The organism is Mucilaginibacter rigui (genome assembly GCF_014773275.1).
GTDB classification, from domain to species: Bacteria; Bacteroidota; Bacteroidia; order Sphingobacteriales; family Sphingobacteriaceae; genus Mucilaginibacter; species Mucilaginibacter rigui_A.
This window is the reverse complement of the sequence record NZ_JACWMW010000002.1, coordinates 1,158,798-1,174,238: the sequence shown is the minus strand read 5'-3', so window position 1 is coordinate 1,174,238 and position 15,441 is coordinate 1,158,798. Positions and strand designations below refer to the sequence as shown.

Annotated in this window: 14 protein-coding genes and 1 tRNA gene; 6 read left to right on the top strand and 9 right to left on the bottom strand. The window is 42.2% G+C overall.

Annotated features, from left to right (window positions below; all coding sequences use genetic code 11):
• Positions 1 to 6: 6 nt before the first annotated feature.
• The 3 genes from fusA to rpsL form a co-directional block, all read right to left on the bottom strand.
• Positions 7 to 2,118 carry an elongation factor G gene (fusA, locus tag IDJ75_RS12215; protein ID WP_191175897.1) on the bottom strand — a complete coding sequence of 704 codons (2,112 nt, stop codon included), beginning with the start codon at positions 2,116 to 2,118 and terminating at the stop codon, positions 7 to 9.
• Between the two features lie 101 nt (positions 2,119 to 2,219).
• A complete protein-coding gene (rpsG, locus tag IDJ75_RS12210; RefSeq protein WP_067063090.1) occupies positions 2,220 to 2,687 on the bottom strand; it encodes a 30S ribosomal protein S7 in 468 nt (155 codons plus the stop codon).
• A 19-nt stretch (positions 2,688 to 2,706) separates the two neighbouring features.
• Positions 2,707 to 3,120: a 30S ribosomal protein S12 gene (rpsL, locus tag IDJ75_RS12205; protein WP_067063087.1), complete on the bottom strand. Its 414-nt coding sequence runs from the start codon at positions 3,118 to 3,120 to the stop codon at positions 2,707 to 2,709.
• Positions 3,121 to 3,831: 711 nt separating this feature from the next.
• Between rpsL and IDJ75_RS12200 the strand changes: the two genes are divergently transcribed.
• A tRNA-Gly gene (locus IDJ75_RS12200) sits at positions 3,832 to 3,904 on the top strand.
• A 111-nt stretch (positions 3,905 to 4,015) separates the two neighbouring features.
• Positions 4,016 to 4,900, top strand: a complete 885-nt coding sequence (locus IDJ75_RS12195; protein ID WP_191175896.1) for a hypothetical protein — start codon at positions 4,016 to 4,018, stop codon at positions 4,898 to 4,900.
• A 4-nt stretch (positions 4,901 to 4,904) separates the two neighbouring features.
• Here IDJ75_RS12195 and IDJ75_RS12190 read toward each other — a convergent pair whose 3' ends face one another.
• Positions 4,905 to 5,600, bottom strand: a complete 696-nt coding sequence (locus tag IDJ75_RS12190; protein WP_191175895.1) for a hypothetical protein — start codon at positions 5,598 to 5,600, stop codon at positions 4,905 to 4,907.
• Between the two features lie 114 nt (positions 5,601 to 5,714).
• On the opposite strand from IDJ75_RS12190, the gene IDJ75_RS12185 reads away from it, so the two are divergent.
• Positions 5,715 to 5,966, top strand: a complete 252-nt coding sequence (locus IDJ75_RS12185; protein WP_191175894.1) for a hypothetical protein — start codon at positions 5,715 to 5,717, stop codon at positions 5,964 to 5,966.
• A gap of 195 nt (positions 5,967 to 6,161) precedes the next feature.
• On the opposite strand, the gene IDJ75_RS12180 is transcribed toward IDJ75_RS12185, so the two are convergent.
• Together IDJ75_RS12180 and IDJ75_RS12175 are read right to left on the bottom strand one after the other, a co-directional pair.
• A complete protein-coding gene (locus tag IDJ75_RS12180) occupies positions 6,162 to 7,826 on the bottom strand; it encodes a serine hydrolase domain-containing protein (protein WP_191175893.1) in 1,665 nt (554 codons plus the stop codon).
• A 218-nt stretch (positions 7,827 to 8,044) separates the two neighbouring features.
• Positions 8,045 to 9,217 (bottom strand): acyl-CoA dehydrogenase family protein, encoded by a 1,173-nt coding sequence (locus IDJ75_RS12175; RefSeq protein ID WP_317173767.1) that lies wholly within the window; start codon positions 9,215 to 9,217, stop codon positions 8,045 to 8,047.
• A 250-nt stretch (positions 9,218 to 9,467) separates the two neighbouring features.
• On the opposite strand from IDJ75_RS12175, the gene IDJ75_RS12170 reads away from it, so the two are divergent.
• Positions 9,468 to 9,986 carry a DinB family protein gene (locus IDJ75_RS12170; RefSeq protein WP_191175892.1) on the top strand — a complete coding sequence of 173 codons (519 nt, stop codon included), beginning with the start codon at positions 9,468 to 9,470 and terminating at the stop codon, positions 9,984 to 9,986.
• Here the strand turns inward: IDJ75_RS12170 and IDJ75_RS12165 are convergent.
• From IDJ75_RS12165 to IDJ75_RS12155, 3 genes are read right to left on the bottom strand one after another with little or no spacing between them, the layout of a single operon-like run.
• A complete protein-coding gene (locus IDJ75_RS12165) occupies positions 9,983 to 10,438 on the bottom strand; it encodes a DinB family protein (protein WP_191175891.1) in 456 nt (151 codons plus the stop codon). The two genes, IDJ75_RS12170 and IDJ75_RS12165, sit on opposite strands and share 4 nt — an antisense overlap.
• Positions 10,439 to 10,440: 2 nt before the next feature.
• Positions 10,441 to 11,742 (bottom strand): alpha-L-fucosidase, encoded by a 1,302-nt coding sequence (locus IDJ75_RS12160; protein WP_191175890.1) that lies wholly within the window; start codon positions 11,740 to 11,742, stop codon positions 10,441 to 10,443.
• Positions 11,743 to 11,755: 13 nt separating this feature from the next.
• Complete coding sequence (locus tag IDJ75_RS12155; RefSeq protein ID WP_191175889.1) at positions 11,756 to 12,085, bottom strand: L-rhamnose mutarotase; 330 nt, start codon at positions 12,083 to 12,085, stop codon at positions 11,756 to 11,758.
• 200 nt (positions 12,086 to 12,285) lie between these two features.
• On the opposite strand from IDJ75_RS12155, the gene IDJ75_RS12150 reads away from it, so the two are divergent.
• Positions 12,286 to 12,801 carry a GNAT family N-acetyltransferase gene (locus IDJ75_RS12150; protein ID WP_191175888.1) on the top strand — a complete coding sequence of 172 codons (516 nt, stop codon included), beginning with the start codon at positions 12,286 to 12,288 and terminating at the stop codon, positions 12,799 to 12,801.
• 60 nt (positions 12,802 to 12,861) lie between these two features.
• Positions 12,862 to 15,426 (top strand): phosphocholine-specific phospholipase C, encoded by a 2,565-nt coding sequence (locus IDJ75_RS12145; RefSeq protein ID WP_191175887.1) that lies wholly within the window; start codon positions 12,862 to 12,864, stop codon positions 15,424 to 15,426.
• Positions 15,427 to 15,441 lie beyond the last annotated feature (15 nt).

Below are 15,441 nucleotides of genomic sequence, written 5' to 3'. Positions count from 1 at the left end.
CTTTATTTACGCGTTTGCAGCAGCTCTTTTGCCTTTTGCTTTGGCAACTACTTCTTCCTGTACGTTACGTGGTGCTTCAGCATAGTGATCAAACTCCATGGTTGAAGTAGCACGGCCAGAAGTGATAGTACGTAACTGGGTTACATAACCAAACATTTCTGAAAGTGGTACAGTTGCTTTAATTACCTGTGCACCTGCGCGGCTATCCATACCTAACAGCTGGCCACGACGACGGTTCATATCACCGATAACATCACCCATGTTTTCTTCAGGGGTAAGGATCTCGATCTTCATGATAGGCTCAAGCAATACCGGTTTACATTTTGGCAATGCCTCACGGTAAGCCATCTTAGCAGCTAACTCAAAAGATAGCGCATCTGAATCGACCGCGTGGAACGAACCATCAATTAACCTTACTTTTAAGCTGGTTAACGGGTAACCTGCTAATACACCATTTGCCATTGAAGCAGCGAAGCCTTTTTCAACAGATGGGATAAACTCACGAGGGATTGAACCACCGCTAATTTCGTTCACAAACTGTAAACCTTCTTTACCTTCGTCATTTGGTGATAATACAACCTGTATATCGGCAAATTTACCACGGCCACCGGTTTGTTTCTTGTATGTTTCGCGGTGTTGTATAGTACCTGTGATAGATTCTTTGTAAGCAACTTGTGGGGCACCCTGGTTAACCTCTACCTTAAACTCGCGTTTAAGACGGTCCATGATGATATCCAGGTGAAGCTCGCCCATACCGCTAATTACAGTTTGGCCGGTTTCTTCATCAGAATTTACACGGAAGGTTGGATCCTCTTCGGCTAATTTACCCAAAGCCATACCTAATTTATCAACGTCAGCCTGAGTTTTTGGCTCAATAGCCAAACCGATAACCGGGTCAGGGAAGTTCATAGATTCAAGGATGATAGGGTGTTTCTCGTCACAAAGTGTATCACCTGTTTTGATATCCTTAAAGCCTACTACCGCTGCAATATCACCTGCACCTACGTTAGGGATAGGGTTTTGCTTGTTAGCGTGCATCTGGAAGATACGGGAGATACGCTCTTTGTTATCTGAACGCATGTTGTGTACATATGAACCAGCATCCAGGTTACCAGAGTATACGCGGATAAAGCATAAACGACCTACGAATGGATCGGTAGCAATTTTAAATGCCAATGCAGCAAATGGCTCTTTAACATCCGGTTTACGTAATACTTCTTCGCCTGTATCGGGGTTGGTACCAATAATACCTTCAACATCCATTGGTGAAGGAAGTAACTCCATCACATAATCAAGCATGGTTTGTACACCTTTGTTTTTGAAAGATGAACCGCAAACCATAGGAACTATCTTAGCATCTAAAACCGCTTTACGTAAAGCATCAAGTACTTCGCGCTCAGTAATGGTTTCAGGAGCATCAAAGAATTTCTCCATCAGGCTTTCGTCGTACTCAGCAACTGATTCAAGCAATTTCTCTCTCCACTCGGTTGCTTCTTCAAGCATATCATCAGGAATAGGCACTTCAGTAAAGGTCATACCTTTATCATGCTCGTTCCAAACAATACCTCTCCAGTTAATTAAATCAACCACGCCTTTAAAGTTCTCTTCGGCACCAATTGGTAACTGAAGCGGAACAGCGTTGCTGCCTAACATGCTTTTTACCTGTTTAACAACGTTTAAGAAGTCGGCACCAGAACGGTCCATCTTGTTAACGAAACCTATACGGGCAACGTTATAGTTGTTAGCAAGCCTCCAGTTGGTTTCTGATTGTGGCTCAACACCATCAACCGCGCTGAAAAGGAAAACCAAACCATCCAATACACGTAACGAGCGGTTTACCTCAACGGTAAAATCCACGTGTCCCGGGGTATCGATGATGTTCATGTGATAGTTTTGGCCCCTGTATTTCCAGTTAACGGTGGTAGCTGCAGATGTAATGGTAATACCACGCTCCTGCTCTTGCGCCATCCAGTCCATGGTAGCTGCACCCTCGTGTACTTCACCAATTTTATGGCTAACACCCGAGTAATACAGAATACGCTCTGTAGTAGTGGTTTTACCGGCATCAATGTGGGCGGCAATACCTATGTTTCTTGTATATCTTAGATCTCTTGACATTTCAATTATTTATTTATTGAATTAGCGAATTAGTGATTTTAGAATTAGTAACATGTTACCAAATCAATAAATCACCAATTCGCTAAATCGCTAATTATTTTTTAGAATCTAAAGTGAGAGAACGCTTTGTTAGCCTCAGCCATTTTGTGCGTATCTTCTTTCTTCTTCACGGCAGCACCTTCACCTTTAGCAGCAGATATGATCTCGCCGGCTAATTTCTCCATCATGGTTTTTTCACCACGGCGACGAGCATAGCTGATCAACCATTTCATACCCAAAGCAACTTTACGTTCAGGGCGAACCTCTGTAGGTACCTGGAAGTTTGCACCACCAACACGGCGGCTTTTTACTTCAACAGCAGGCATTACATTGTTCAAAGCTTTTTTCCAGGTATCTAACCCGTTTTCGCTTGTTTTTTTCTCTACTATCTCAACTGCATTGTAGAATATGGTGTAAGCGGTAGATTTTTTACCGTCAAACATCATGTTATTTACAAACCTGGTTACCAAAATATCATTGAATTTCGGATCAGGAAGAAGGATTCTCTTTTTCGGTTTTGACTTTCTCATTTTTACTATCCTCCTTTAATTATTTCTTTTTACCTTTTGCTGGAGCCGCTGCTGCTTGCCCTGGTTTAGGACGCTTGGTTCCGTATTTAGAACGACGTTGGTTACGGCCGGCTACACCTGATGTATCTAACGCACCACGGATGATGTGGTAACGTACACCCGGTAAGTCTTTAACACGACCACCACGGATCAAAACAATAGAGTGTTCCTGTAAGTTGTGGCCTTCACCAGGGATGTAGGCGTTAACTTCTTTACCATTTGTAAGGCGCACACGTGCAACTTTACGCATTGCTGAGTTTGGTTTTTTAGGGGTAGTGGTGTACACACGGGTGCACACGCCTCTTCGCTGTGGACAGCTGTCCAACGCTGGTGACTTACTCTTGTCAACCATAGCTACTCTACCTTTTCTAACTAATTGCTGAATAGTAGGCATTTTTGCTTTTTTGTATTTACAGTTTTATCCTTATTTTAAGGACTGCAAAGGTAGATTTTATTTTTTGATTTTCAAGGGCTTGCAAGAAAAGTTTTTTTGTAAAGGATTGATTAAGTGGAGTGAGTGGACGGGAATGAATGATTCTACGTTATCAACTTGTCATTCTGAGCAATAGCGAAGAATCTAAAAACGCGCGACAGGTTACCTTTTATTTATTAAGGTATCAATACCAAACCTAATTATGAACGCAGCCTGGTTATACCCGTTGTTATTGAGTTTTATTTGAGCAGCATGCAGGTACAGCTTAAATAATTTGAAAAACAGTTGCTGTGCAGCTATCGCCAGCCGGCCCCGCTTTCCGCTCATACTGCACAGGCTTTAGGCGCCGGGCCGGTATCCGCTGCAATCGGGTTTAGTTGGCAATGCCTGTGCCCACGGGCCTCATAGTAATTATACCAAATAAAATGGTGGCAATATTTTGTCATTAGCTGATTTTTAAAACAACTGATTATCAACTATTTATTAACTTTCACAGGTGTTCACGGCAGTGAACGTGAACGCTTGTGAGTTACCGGGGCCGTTTCAGGGCGTTTTAAGGGCGTTTTAAGGCGTTTATAGTCCCCCTTTAAAACGTCATCAAAGCTGCCGATTCAACTATTTCAAAATATTTTTTTGCCATTTAAACTAAAATTATACTTTTGCCACCCCAACGCGAAAGTAGCTCAGTTGGTAGAGCACGACCTTGCCAAGGTCGGGGTCGCGAGTTCGAATCTCGTCTTTCGCTCAAAATCCTTCCCATAAAACGGAGGGATTTTTTGTTTTGCGCCTTTTTGTACGCCGTCTAATCTCCCAATCAGTATAAAATTATTATTTTTACCCCTGCATAACCTTATATATGAAACTATTATACCCGCGTTTTTTTATTGCTTTTACAATTATATTATTTGCTGTAACAGGCTGTAAAAAAGATAAGCTGGCTACCAATACTATTCCAAACGTAAGTTTAATCAGGCAGTCGGTATTGCCATCAGGCGATGAAAACTCATTATTTACATTTACATATGATGGCAACCAAAACCTTGTATCTGTTAAGCACCTCAACCCCACATTTAGTAGCAATCAAAACGAGATTATTACTTACGAATATGCAAACGGGCGTATAATCGCAGCAACAACCAAAACAGCTGATAAAACCTCAACAAAAAAACATGTTTACGACGCGGCAGGCCGCCTAACTACTATACAGGTAATCCCTTTACAATATCATCAAATAGCCGATGGCACCTTTGTACCTTACAATCAAATAAAAGATCAGTACAATTTTAGCTATGATAGCGGTGGCAGAATCACCCGTATTGAACTTGTAAATGTACTAGGAATATACAATGATCAGGAGAAACGCTATTATTACGATTATGAATACAATAGTAATAACGAATTGACCAAGCTTACCTGGCAGGAAAAAGGTGATTACCCCGGCGGCAATACCTGGGTATTTGAAGGATGGACAGAAGAAGTTGGTTTTAACCCCGAGGTTATTCGCTCTTTTGATTACGGGGATTTGAATCCAATGGTTCTTTCCTTAATCAAAAAAATGCCAAAGTCTATGAAAATGTACTTTAACACCGATTTGAATGGCAAAGTTTATGATGAACACCAATTTGAATATAAGATAACCAACAAAAAACTGGAAAGTTTAACCACTACCAAAGTATACCACTCCTGGGATACAGATACCATTCTTTTCACCCTTATTTACAAATACGACTTTAGCTATTAAACTGCTATTTAATAAGCTTTACCAGCCTTTGCTGTACCACAATGGTATCTTTTGAAAACAATTCTTTGGTAAGATCGGGGTTTAAAAGGTCGTAGGTGTATGAATTGCCATAAACATATGAAGTTCCGTTTTGGTAATGATAATAATATGCCAGTTCTGACAAATATAGCTCACCCCCTATTATTGCCAGCCTTAATTGAGGCAGGCTTATTGTAAAGCCACCAAATGGCGCGGGATAAAGCATAACGCTAGTTATTGGTTGTGTTTTACCTATCCCCCCTCCAACAGGATTATACGTCGAAGGGATAGTATCAGGTTTATTACCCTTTATCAATAGCTCAGATGATGATTGTTCGGCAATAAATCCATTAATATCCTTATAGGCATTGATAAACCCTTTAATATATACCCGGCCTGTTACTTTTGAGGCTGCATCTATATTGATATTTAACAGATCTGCTTGTACCGCACTAGGCGTAAAAAGGTCTGTTATTTTTTTGCGGCTTAAGTAATTATTAATAATTGAAGCATCGGTTATTATACCCCTCTGGGTATACATAACGGGGGCGCCGAAATCCGCAGTAGTTGATGAATGATAATTACCTTGCAGGTTTACCAGTTTTTCTTCTGGCTTGTTAGATTCCTTTTTACAGCCTATTGCAGCTAAACCTAATAATATAATTAGTAGTTGTTTCTTCATACAGATATTCAAATCGTCCCGAAAATAGCCAAATACTCATACATTTTATAAAAATGGACAAGTAGAATTTAACCTAAACCACTATCTTCAAACCACAAAACCAATAAACACATCATGAAAACAGACCTGTACACCAAAATCATCCTAACCGTTATTGCAGTTGCCTTAACCGTAAACCTGTTTAAAGGCAGCATTACCCCCGCCATGGCCGACACAAAAAAATATGTTACCCTGCCAGCCAACCCCGATGGCAGTATCAACGTAAATATTAATAAGATGAACGAAACGATGGATGTAAACATTAAAAGCGTTGACAGAGGGGCTTTTTATTACGTAACGCCAATACCCGTAAAGGTTACCCAATAAAGCGCTAACTATCAGCCGATTGTTTACCTATTGTAATTTTGAATAGATTATCAAATTTGATTTATATGATAATAATTAAATTAAAAAGATAATTTATTATATTTGTACTAACTAACAGATTTAATCAAACTGTCGGTTAATAGTTAATTAAAAATTTATGAAAGCAGGTATAGCGCAAGGCCAAGCCTGCTTTTTTTATTTCACTTTTATCCATGCTACATTGTTTGTTACAAAAGCTTTATCAATAGCTCCCGAAGTATCTTTTTCAAACCTTAGTTTAAATTGGGTATCTGTATTATAAAATTCCAGGTCGCCTATCCTGAAAAACTCCAGTTTGTTACCATCCCATGATTGGGTGAGGATGATCCTGTTCCTCTTAGCCTCTAACTTTAGAAATACGTCGGCTTTATCTAATTTGGTAAATTTGCCGGTAAATACATTGAGCTTATCCGCAGTAAAAGCGGGGTTCTCTAACCCTTTGATATGATAACGAGCGGCTACATTTGTAGTATCTAATCCCAACGAGCGTTTATAGCTGTTAATAGCCAATTGCTTATTGCCTAAACCTTCGCTGGCTTCAGCAAAGCTATCGTAAGCGTTTGCGCTTTGCGGGTACATGGCTACCTGCTGCTTAAATATGGCAAAAGCCTGCTTATATAGCATCTGCTTCATTAGTACATATCCGTAGGCATTAATATCCCTTTCAGAGAATTGATAACCTTTGCTTTTAAGATTATTAAACACCAATGGCACATTATTAAAGCCTTGTTGGCGTAAAGCATTATATAGCCGCGGCATGGTTTCGGGATGGTCATACCCTAATCCAAGCCAGCGCATAGCCCAGGTTGTTTGCTTGCCCATAAAAATATCAGCCAGCTGGTCGGTAATTTTTAAGGCTGATGTGCCACACGTAAAGAAAACCATGCTTTGTTTGCTAACCGGGTTGGCTATAAAAAACGAGTAAAAATCGCCGGTACTGCCCCAGTGCCACAGCATGTTCCCTTTTTGGTTGTATTGTAAGCCAAGGCCAAGTCCCCAGTTGATATAATCATCGGCTTTACCGGCGGGGTGGCCAAACCATTGCGCGTTGCTTTGTTTGCTAAACATTAGCTTCTGCGTAGCGGGTTTCAACCCTTTACCTGCTAATAGGGCCTGCAGAAACAGATTATAATCATGCGCGTTGGTAAGTAGTGTAAATGCTGCATTTGGCATCATATCGGCAAGGTCTTTATTCTCCGGGCCAATTACGCTGATATCCATGCCTTGGTTTTGCACATAAGTACTACTTTGCATTCGCAGCGGTTTAAATACCTCTTCCTGCATCAACTGCTCAAGCGGTTTGTTGGTTAGCTTTTCTAACACCTTTTGCAAAAACCAGTAGCCCTCGCCCGAATATGAAAAAGAGCTGCCCGGTGCAAACAGCAGCTTTACAGGCTCACCTGTATCAAATTCCTGAAACTCGGCCAGGCCGGACGTATGACTTAAAACCATTCGCGCGGTTATCATACTATACCGCGGGTCTTTAGCGTCGAACCTTTTGTAGCTGCCTATATAACGCAGTAACGGTGTATCTAACGAGAGCACGCCCCTGTCATAAAGGCGCAAAACAGCATAAGCAAATACACATTTACCTAATGAGCCAGCCCTGAATATGGTTTTGGAATTTATTATTTGTGTTAAACCCTCTTTACCAACACCGGCATTATAAGCCGTTGTTTTACCATTGGCTGTATACACCAATTGAATGCCCGGCAGATTGGCATCTGCCAGTACTTGTTGTAGTATTTGCGGCCTGGTTTTTTGTGCATATAATTCGATACACGGGAAGAGTATCGAAAGTAAAAAGACAATTCGTTTCATTTTTACGGCTGTGACGATTTAACATTCCAAACATATTGAATTATTTATAAAAACAGAATTATATTTTAAATAAAAAATTTTAACAGAATTATATTTTAATATATAACTATGTGATGTATTAATACTATGCGGATATTTTGAATTTGCTAAAAATTAAAAAGCCTGCAGTGGTTAGCTGCAGGCTGTACTTAGGTGTATAATTGATCAGTATAGTTTCTTTATTTTAACACTTCCCGGCTGATAACAATTTTCTGTATCTCTGAAGTTCCTTCGCCAATGGTGCAAAGTTTGGCATCACGGTAAAATTTTTCTACCGGGAAATCTTTGGTATATCCATATCCGCCGAAGATCTGCACAGCCTCGTTAGCGCAGCGCACCGCTACTTCAGATGCAAAGTACTTGGCCATAGCCGATTGCCTGGTAACCGGTAAATGGCGGTTCTTCAAATCGGCAGCCTGCATAATTAATAACTCTGCAGCTTCTATTTCAGTAGCCATATCGGCCAGTTTAAATGCAATTCCCTGAAAGTTGCTTATCGGCTGGCCAAACTGGTGGCGTTCCTTTGAGTAAGCAACGGCAGCCTCAAAAGCGCCTTTAGCAATACCTAATGACAATGCCGCGATAGAAATACGTCCGCCATCCAACACTTTCATAGCTTGTTTAAAGCCTTCGCCTTCGGCACCTAACAGGTTCTCTTTAGGTACGCGGCAATTATCAAATACCATTTCAGTGGTTTCAGATGCACGCATGCCCAGCTTATTTTCTTTTTTACCTGCATTAAAGCCCAGGGTACCCCGCTCAATCACTAAGGCAGAGATACCTTTGCTATCTCCTTTTTCTCCGGTACGAACCATCACTACAGCAACATCGCCACTTTTGCCGTGGGTTATCCAGTTTTTCGACCCGTTTACAATATAGTGGTCGCCATCTAACACAGCGGTTGTTGCCATACGCATCGCGTCGCTGCCTGTATTAGCTTCAGTTAATCCCCAGGCACCAAGCCATTCAGCAGTAGCTAATTTAGGTAACCAACGGTGCTTTTGCTCTTCGTTTGCAAATGCCAAAATATGACCGGTACATAACGAGTTATGTGCCGCAACCGACAGACCAATCGACCCGCAAACCTTAGCAATCTCTACAATGGTAGTTACATATTCGGCATAACCAAAACCCGAGCCGCCGTACTCTTGGGGCACCAATATGCCCATCATACCTTGTTCGCCTAATTGCTTAAACAACTCTAATGGGAAATGCTGCTCCTCATCCCAGGCCATTACGTTTGGGCGGATGTGTTTTTCGGCAAAATCTTTGGCCATCTGGCCTATCATTTTTTGGTTATCGCTTATTGAAAAATCCATGCCCGCAGGGGCATCGGTTAGTAAATGATCCATTTTAAAAAGTAGATTTATAATTGGTTGCCGGTAAAACTAATAATTAATTTATGTACTTGAGAAACCCAAAAAGCTGCTCAAATCAACACCAAAACGGTATACGGTACAAATATTAGCTTTAAACGCTGCAACATAAATTTATTATGCATGCATAGTAAATAATATTTTTTTAATTATTTTTTTCTCTGCTGACATAAGGCTGTCATACCCCGGTTGTTTCTTTGAATCATAAACCAAAAACAACAACGTTATGTCATTTATCGAATTTTTCCTGAAACAGTTAAACGAAGAAGCTTTAACTACCCGCAACATGTTATCGCGCATCCCGGATGACCAATACGATTACAAACCGCACGAAAAAAGCATGGTGCTGCGCAACCTGGCTACACACATTGCCGAAATCCCAACCTGGGTTACCATGGCGCTGACAACCGATGAACTTGATTTTGAAAACAACGCCTGGGCACAAAAAAATGTGAACGATACCGCAGCTTTAATGGAAGTTTTTGAAGCATCATTAATTGATGGCCGCAGCCAGCTGATTGCCGAGAACGAAAGCAGATTGGATGAAATTTGGACCTTACGCAGCGGGGATACCATTATTAGTAAAAGAACCCGATTGGAAGTACTTAGGATGGCGCTTTCGCAGATCATCCATCACCGTGCACAACTTGGCGTTTACCTGCGTTTGCTTAACATCCCTATCCCGGGTAGCTATGGCCCAAGTGCCGATGAGCAAAGCTTTACCCCCAAAGAAGCCGCTGCCTAGTTAATAAGCCCAAACTGCCTTAAATGATGCGCCAAATGTTTGCCATGCCATATAAGCCATTCGTTGTAATCCATAGGGCCATACGCACCGTGGTTTACAACGGTATCGGCTTGTTCAAAATAGCGGTCAAAATCTTCCAGTTCCAGCATCAACTGCTTTATCGCGGCATGCAGATCGGGATATTCATTTGCAGTGGGCAGTGGCCCTAAAATCAGGTTTGGCGGTATTTGCGCGTCAGTATAGATCCATTTTTTTTTGGCTTGATTGGCCTCATCTTCGGGGAAATTAAAAACAAAGGTGAGCTTTTCATAACTGTACCTTACCTGCTCAATCATATGCTCAACCATCTGTTGCGCCGTCATTTTACCCCAAACAGGTATAGCATCCGGCTGTAGCTTTAACAATAAGTGATGTAATGTTTCCCTGTTAGCCGGGTATGCCAGTTGTTTCATTATTAATTAACAGATAGTTTCACAATAGTATCTACCGGATCTAATGCAAGTCCATCGGTGTATATAAATACCCCTTCTGGTTGTTGCTTAAATTTAACTGTGTTTCCATTACTCAGCAATACCGCCTTGCTTACCTTCTCTTTTACCTTCGGGATAAAAATATACCCTTCGCCATGCGGGGTGGTAATATGCACATACATATTTTTTGCTTTAGTGGTAATAACACCCCAGGGTTGCGGTGGTACATAGCTGCCGCGTGTACCATAAATACTTTCGCCGTTTTTTTGCACCCAGGCGCCAACAATAGCCAGCGTATCGGTAAATTCCGACTGGATCTTACCATTCGGCATAGGTCCTATATTTAGCAAAAAGTTTGCATTGCGCCCGGCATCATTCACCAGGTAATGTATAATTTGTTTAGACGATTTAAAGCTCCTGTCGTTAATGTTAAAGCCCCAGCTGTTGTTGATGGTTTCGCAAGTTTCCAGTGGCAGTTTACCAATAGTTTGGTCGGGCGCGAAGCCTGTGGTATTGGCACCCGGCAAATCTTTTTCAAACATCTGAAAATCCTCGCCGTCCTTTGGCGCTACGTGGTGATTGTTGCCTACCAGTATAGCAGGGATTAGTTTATGGATCAACCCATAAATTTCATCATAATGCCAGTTAACCTTGGTACGCTCCCAATCGCCGTCAAACCAAATACCTTTTACACCCGGGTATTTGGTTATCAATTCGGTTAGCTGGTCTTTCATGAATTTAATATAGCTGTCCCAATCACCTTTAACGGGTTTGCCATCTACTATCTGGCTGCCAAAAGCATAATCGGGCCTGCCCCAGTCAAGTAATGAATAATAAAAATGCAGTTCGATGCCTTCCTTCTCGCATTCTTTAGCCAGTTCCATCAACGGGTCTTTATGATATGGCGTAGCATCCACAATGTTATACGGCGACATTTTAGTACCGAACATGCTGAACCCATCATGGTGGCGCGATGTAATGGTAATATATTTCATGCCCGCCTTTTTGGCGAAGGCCACCCATTCTTTAGCATTAAACTCTTGCGGGTTAAAGAAACCTGCTAGGCGTTTATAACTCTCATAAGGGATGTTTTTATTATGCATCACCCATTCGCCATCACCCAAAATGCTGTAGATGCCCCAGTGAATGAACAGGCCAAATTTCATGTCCTGGAATTTTTGCCGGGCGGCCAGGTTATCGGCAGTCGGCACGTACGGCTCCTGCGCGTTTGAACGGCCTGCAATAACGGCAAATTGTAAGCAAAGCAGTAATATTTTCCTTCTCATATTTGTGGTGTATTTATAGTTGGAATATTTTATCCATCAAAACCCATTTCTCGCCGGCAAGCGCACCTTTTATAGGCTGCTGATATTTCCACATCAGGTTTTCCCATTGCTGTACTTTGGCGTTGCCTGCATCCATAGCGGCCTTTTTTGAAAAATTGAAACTTTCATTGGCTTCTATGATCATAAACAGACGGGTACCTAATCGATAGATCTCCATATTGGTGATACCTGCTGTAGTAATGCTATCCCTTATTTCGGGCCAGATGGCTTTGTGCTGCTCTTCGTATTGGGCAATCAGGTCGGCATCGTCTTTTAAGTCGAGGGTGAGGCAGTATTTTTTCATAGGCTTTTGGATGAGCAGCAATCCGTTTATTGGTAGTACAAATAAGCAAATGTTTGCGAGAAAAGCAAGGTTAACGTTTTAACCACAGCGGGCACTGAGTGGTGATTGCATATAGTTTAGCACAGAGGTCACAAAGCTTTGATTTTCCCTTTACATAAAATTTGTACTGTTTGCAGGTAATTTTATAGCTTAGATTTAATATGTCTGATAAGCTCTTTCAATCAACAAATCTCTACCTAAGGCGCTTTACTGCTGATGATGGCCCCTTTATTTTTGAATTGCTGAATACACCAACCTGGAAACAATTTATTGGCGACAGAAATATTAACACACATCATGATGCCGTTAATTACATTACAAATGGCCCGCAGGGTTTATATGCCAAATATGGTTATGGCCCCTGGTTAGTGAGCCTTAACAACACCGGCGAACCCATTGGTATGTGTGGCCTGTTTAAACGCGAATACCTTGACAAGCCCGATCTGGGTTTTGCATTCCTGCCCGGGTTTGAAGGGCGCGGGTTTGCCTATGAGGCCTGCCTGGCATCCCTACAATATATAAAGGATGCTTACAAGGTGGATAAAATATTTGCTACCACAACAGATGCCAATGTACGCTCACAACGTTTGTTAGAAAGGTGCGGTTTTGTAAGCAATGGTTTGGTTAGCCCGCCGGGCGAAGCACCGCTTTTGTTATATGTGCTTACTTTACAATAATATAATAATATCATTACTATACTTTACAGCCAATTAATTTGGGTTTGATAACTTAGCGCTATGTCAGATACTCGCAGAGATTTTATAAAAAAGGCCGCCATACTTACCGGTGCTGCCGGGTTAACAAACTTATTACCTGCCTCTATCCAAAAGGCTATGGCAATTAACCCCGCTCAGGGTTCCACCTGGATGGATGCCGAACACGTAGTGATACTCATGCAGGAGAACCGCTCGTTCGACCATTGCTTTGGCACTTTAAAAGGTGTGCGGGGCTTTAACGATCCGCGGGTTATAGATCTTCCGAACAAAAACCCGGTTTGGCTGCAATCAAACAAAAAGGGCGAAACTTACGCCCCGTTCCACCTCGATATCAAAAACACACGGTCAACCTGGATGAGCTCGTTACCGCACAGCTGGAGCAACCAGGTAAACGCCCGCAACGATGGCAAGTTTGACCAATGGCTTAATGAAAAAAGGTCTGGCAATGAAGAATATAAAGATATGCCATTAACGCTGGGCTTTCATAACCGGAGTGATCTCCCATTTAATTACGCCCTGGCAGATGCCTTTACCGTTTGCGATCAGCATTTTTGCTCATCGTTAACCGGCACTACACCTAACCGCCACTTTTTGTGGAGTGGGACTATCCGTAAGGAACAGGATGAAAATTCGAGGCCAAACGTGTGGAATGAAGATTCTGATTTCGGCACACTCGACTGGACCACCTTCCCCGAACGTTTGGAAGATAACGGCATCTCCTGGAAATGTTACCAAAACGAGATCTCAGTTGGGGTTGGTTTTGAAGGCGAGGAGGATGCCTGGCTATCAAACTTTACCGATAATAATCTGGAATTTTTTAAACAGTACAATGTTAAATTGCACGATAAGCATATAGCACATTTAAAACGCCAGCTAATTGCATTACCAAAACAGATTGCAGATACCCGGGCAAAATTGAATAGCCTCCCTGCCGATGATAGCAGTCGTGCTAAAGTAAAAAAACAGTTAAAACAACTACAGGAAGAACTGGATAGCATTAACAATAACAAAGCTATTTTAGAACCCGACGCTTTCGACAAGCTCTCCGCACGCGAAAAAAACCTGCACCTTAAGGCTTTTACCACTAATAAAGGCGACCATGATTATCATAAACTTACCACGCTAAAATATAATGACAATGGTGTTGAACGCGAAATGCAGGTACCTAAAGGTGATGTGCTTTACCAATTCAGGCAGGATGTAAAAACCGGCAAATTGCCAACCGTATCGTGGCTTACCGCGCCAGAGAACTTCTCCGATCATCCCGGTGCGCCATGGTATGGGGCCTGGTATCTGTCGGAAGTTTTGGATATACTTACACATAACCCCGAGGTTTGGAAAAAGACCATTTTTATACTCACTTACGACGAAAACGACGGATATTTCGACCATATTCCGCCTTTTACCGCCCCTCATTCGCACAAAAAAGGCACCGGCAAGGTATCTGACGGGATTGATACGCGCGTAGAGTTTGTAACCTTAGAACAGGAAAAAGAGCGCAAAGGTTTCCCTAATAATTACGACCGCGAAAACGCCATTGGCTTGGGTTACCGGGTGCCGATGATCGTTGCCTCGCCATGGAGCCGGGGTGGCTACGTAAATTCTGAAGTATTTGATCATACATCGAGCCTGCAGTTTTTAGAGAAATTTATCGCTAAAAAAACAGGAAAAAAAATCAAGGAAAGTAACATCAGCGAGTGGCGCAGAACTGTTTGTGGCGACCTTACATCGGTCTTCAGGCCGTATCATGGTGAGAAACTGGCACCGCTTCACTTTTTGAATAAAGAAACATCTGCAGAAGGCATCCATAAGGCGCAATTTAAAAAACTACCTGATGATTATAAGCTGTTAACCGCTGATGATATAGCGCTGATCAAAAAAGCGCCGCACGCCTCGCCTTACATGCCAAAACAGGAACCGGGCATCAAACCATCATGTGCCTTGCCATATGAGCTTTATGCCGATGGTATGTTAAGCGAGGATAAAAAAAGCTTCGAAATTAAATTTAAGGCAGGCAATACTGTTTTTGGTGCGCAAGCAGTTGGTGCGCCGTTCAACGTTTATGCCCCGGGTAACTATACCTCTTTCCATAATCCGCAGAAAATGGAAGCCGTACGCACCTGGAGCTATGCCGCCAAAGCGGGCGATACACTGACCGACAACTGGCCGCTAAACGAATTTGAGAACGATAACTATTACCTGCGCACCTACGGGCCAAACGGTTTTTACCGTGCATTTAAAGGCAATGCTAACGACCCCGGCATTGGCGTGCAGTTCACCTATCAAACCAACGGGAAAAAATTAACAGGCAATGTGGTGCTTACCTTTTGGCTTATTGGCACTAATACGCCTGTAACGGTTGATGTGGTTGATAACGCTTACAAAACCGGCGCAAAACAGCTAACCATTCAACAGGAAAGCTTTGCCCCGCAAACCATCAAACTCGATTTGGGCAAACAGCATGGCTGGTATGATTTCAGCATCAAAGTAAAAGGCTACAGCGATTTCGAAAAGCGTTATGCAGGCAGGGTAGAAACAGGTAACTCAAGCTATTCTGATCCGCTGATGGGTGGGGTTATTGCTTAAAAAAGAACGCATCAT

What these genes read in the sequence shown, in the direction of transcription:
- fusA (WP_191175897.1), bottom strand. Translation starts at nt 2,118, where the DNA reads ATGTCAAGAGATCTAAGATATACAAGAAACATAGGTATTGCCGCCCAC.
- rpsG (WP_067063090.1), bottom strand. Translation starts at nt 2,687, where the DNA reads ATGAGAAAGTCAAAACCGAAAAAGAGAATCCTTCTTCCTGATCCGAAA.
- rpsL (WP_067063087.1), bottom strand. Translation starts at nt 3,120, where the DNA reads ATGCCTACTATTCAGCAATTAGTTAGAAAAGGTAGAGTAGCTATGGTT.
- IDJ75_RS12195 (WP_191175896.1), top strand. Translation starts at nt 4,016, where the DNA reads ATGAAACTATTATACCCGCGTTTTTTTATTGCTTTTACAATTATATTA.
- IDJ75_RS12190 (WP_191175895.1), bottom strand. Translation starts at nt 5,600, where the DNA reads ATGAAGAAACAACTACTAATTATATTATTAGGTTTAGCTGCAATAGGC.
- IDJ75_RS12185 (WP_191175894.1), top strand. Translation starts at nt 5,715, where the DNA reads ATGAAAACAGACCTGTACACCAAAATCATCCTAACCGTTATTGCAGTT.
- IDJ75_RS12180 (WP_191175893.1), bottom strand. Translation starts at nt 7,826, where the DNA reads ATGAAACGAATTGTCTTTTTACTTTCGATACTCTTCCCGTGTATCGAA.
- IDJ75_RS12175 (WP_317173767.1), bottom strand. Translation starts at nt 9,217, where the DNA reads ATGGATCATTTACTAACCGATGCCCCTGCGGGCATGGATTTTTCAATA.
- IDJ75_RS12170 (WP_191175892.1), top strand. Translation starts at nt 9,468, where the DNA reads ATGTCATTTATCGAATTTTTCCTGAAACAGTTAAACGAAGAAGCTTTA.
- IDJ75_RS12165 (WP_191175891.1), bottom strand. Translation starts at nt 10,438, where the DNA reads ATGAAACAACTGGCATACCCGGCTAACAGGGAAACATTACATCACTTA.
- IDJ75_RS12160 (WP_191175890.1), bottom strand. Translation starts at nt 11,742, where the DNA reads ATGAGAAGGAAAATATTACTGCTTTGCTTACAATTTGCCGTTATTGCA.
- IDJ75_RS12155 (WP_191175889.1), bottom strand. Translation starts at nt 12,085, where the DNA reads ATGAAAAAATACTGCCTCACCCTCGACTTAAAAGACGATGCCGACCTG.
- IDJ75_RS12150 (WP_191175888.1), top strand. Translation starts at nt 12,286, where the DNA reads ATGTCTGATAAGCTCTTTCAATCAACAAATCTCTACCTAAGGCGCTTT.
- IDJ75_RS12145 (WP_191175887.1), top strand. Translation starts at nt 12,862, where the DNA reads ATGTCAGATACTCGCAGAGATTTTATAAAAAAGGCCGCCATACTTACC.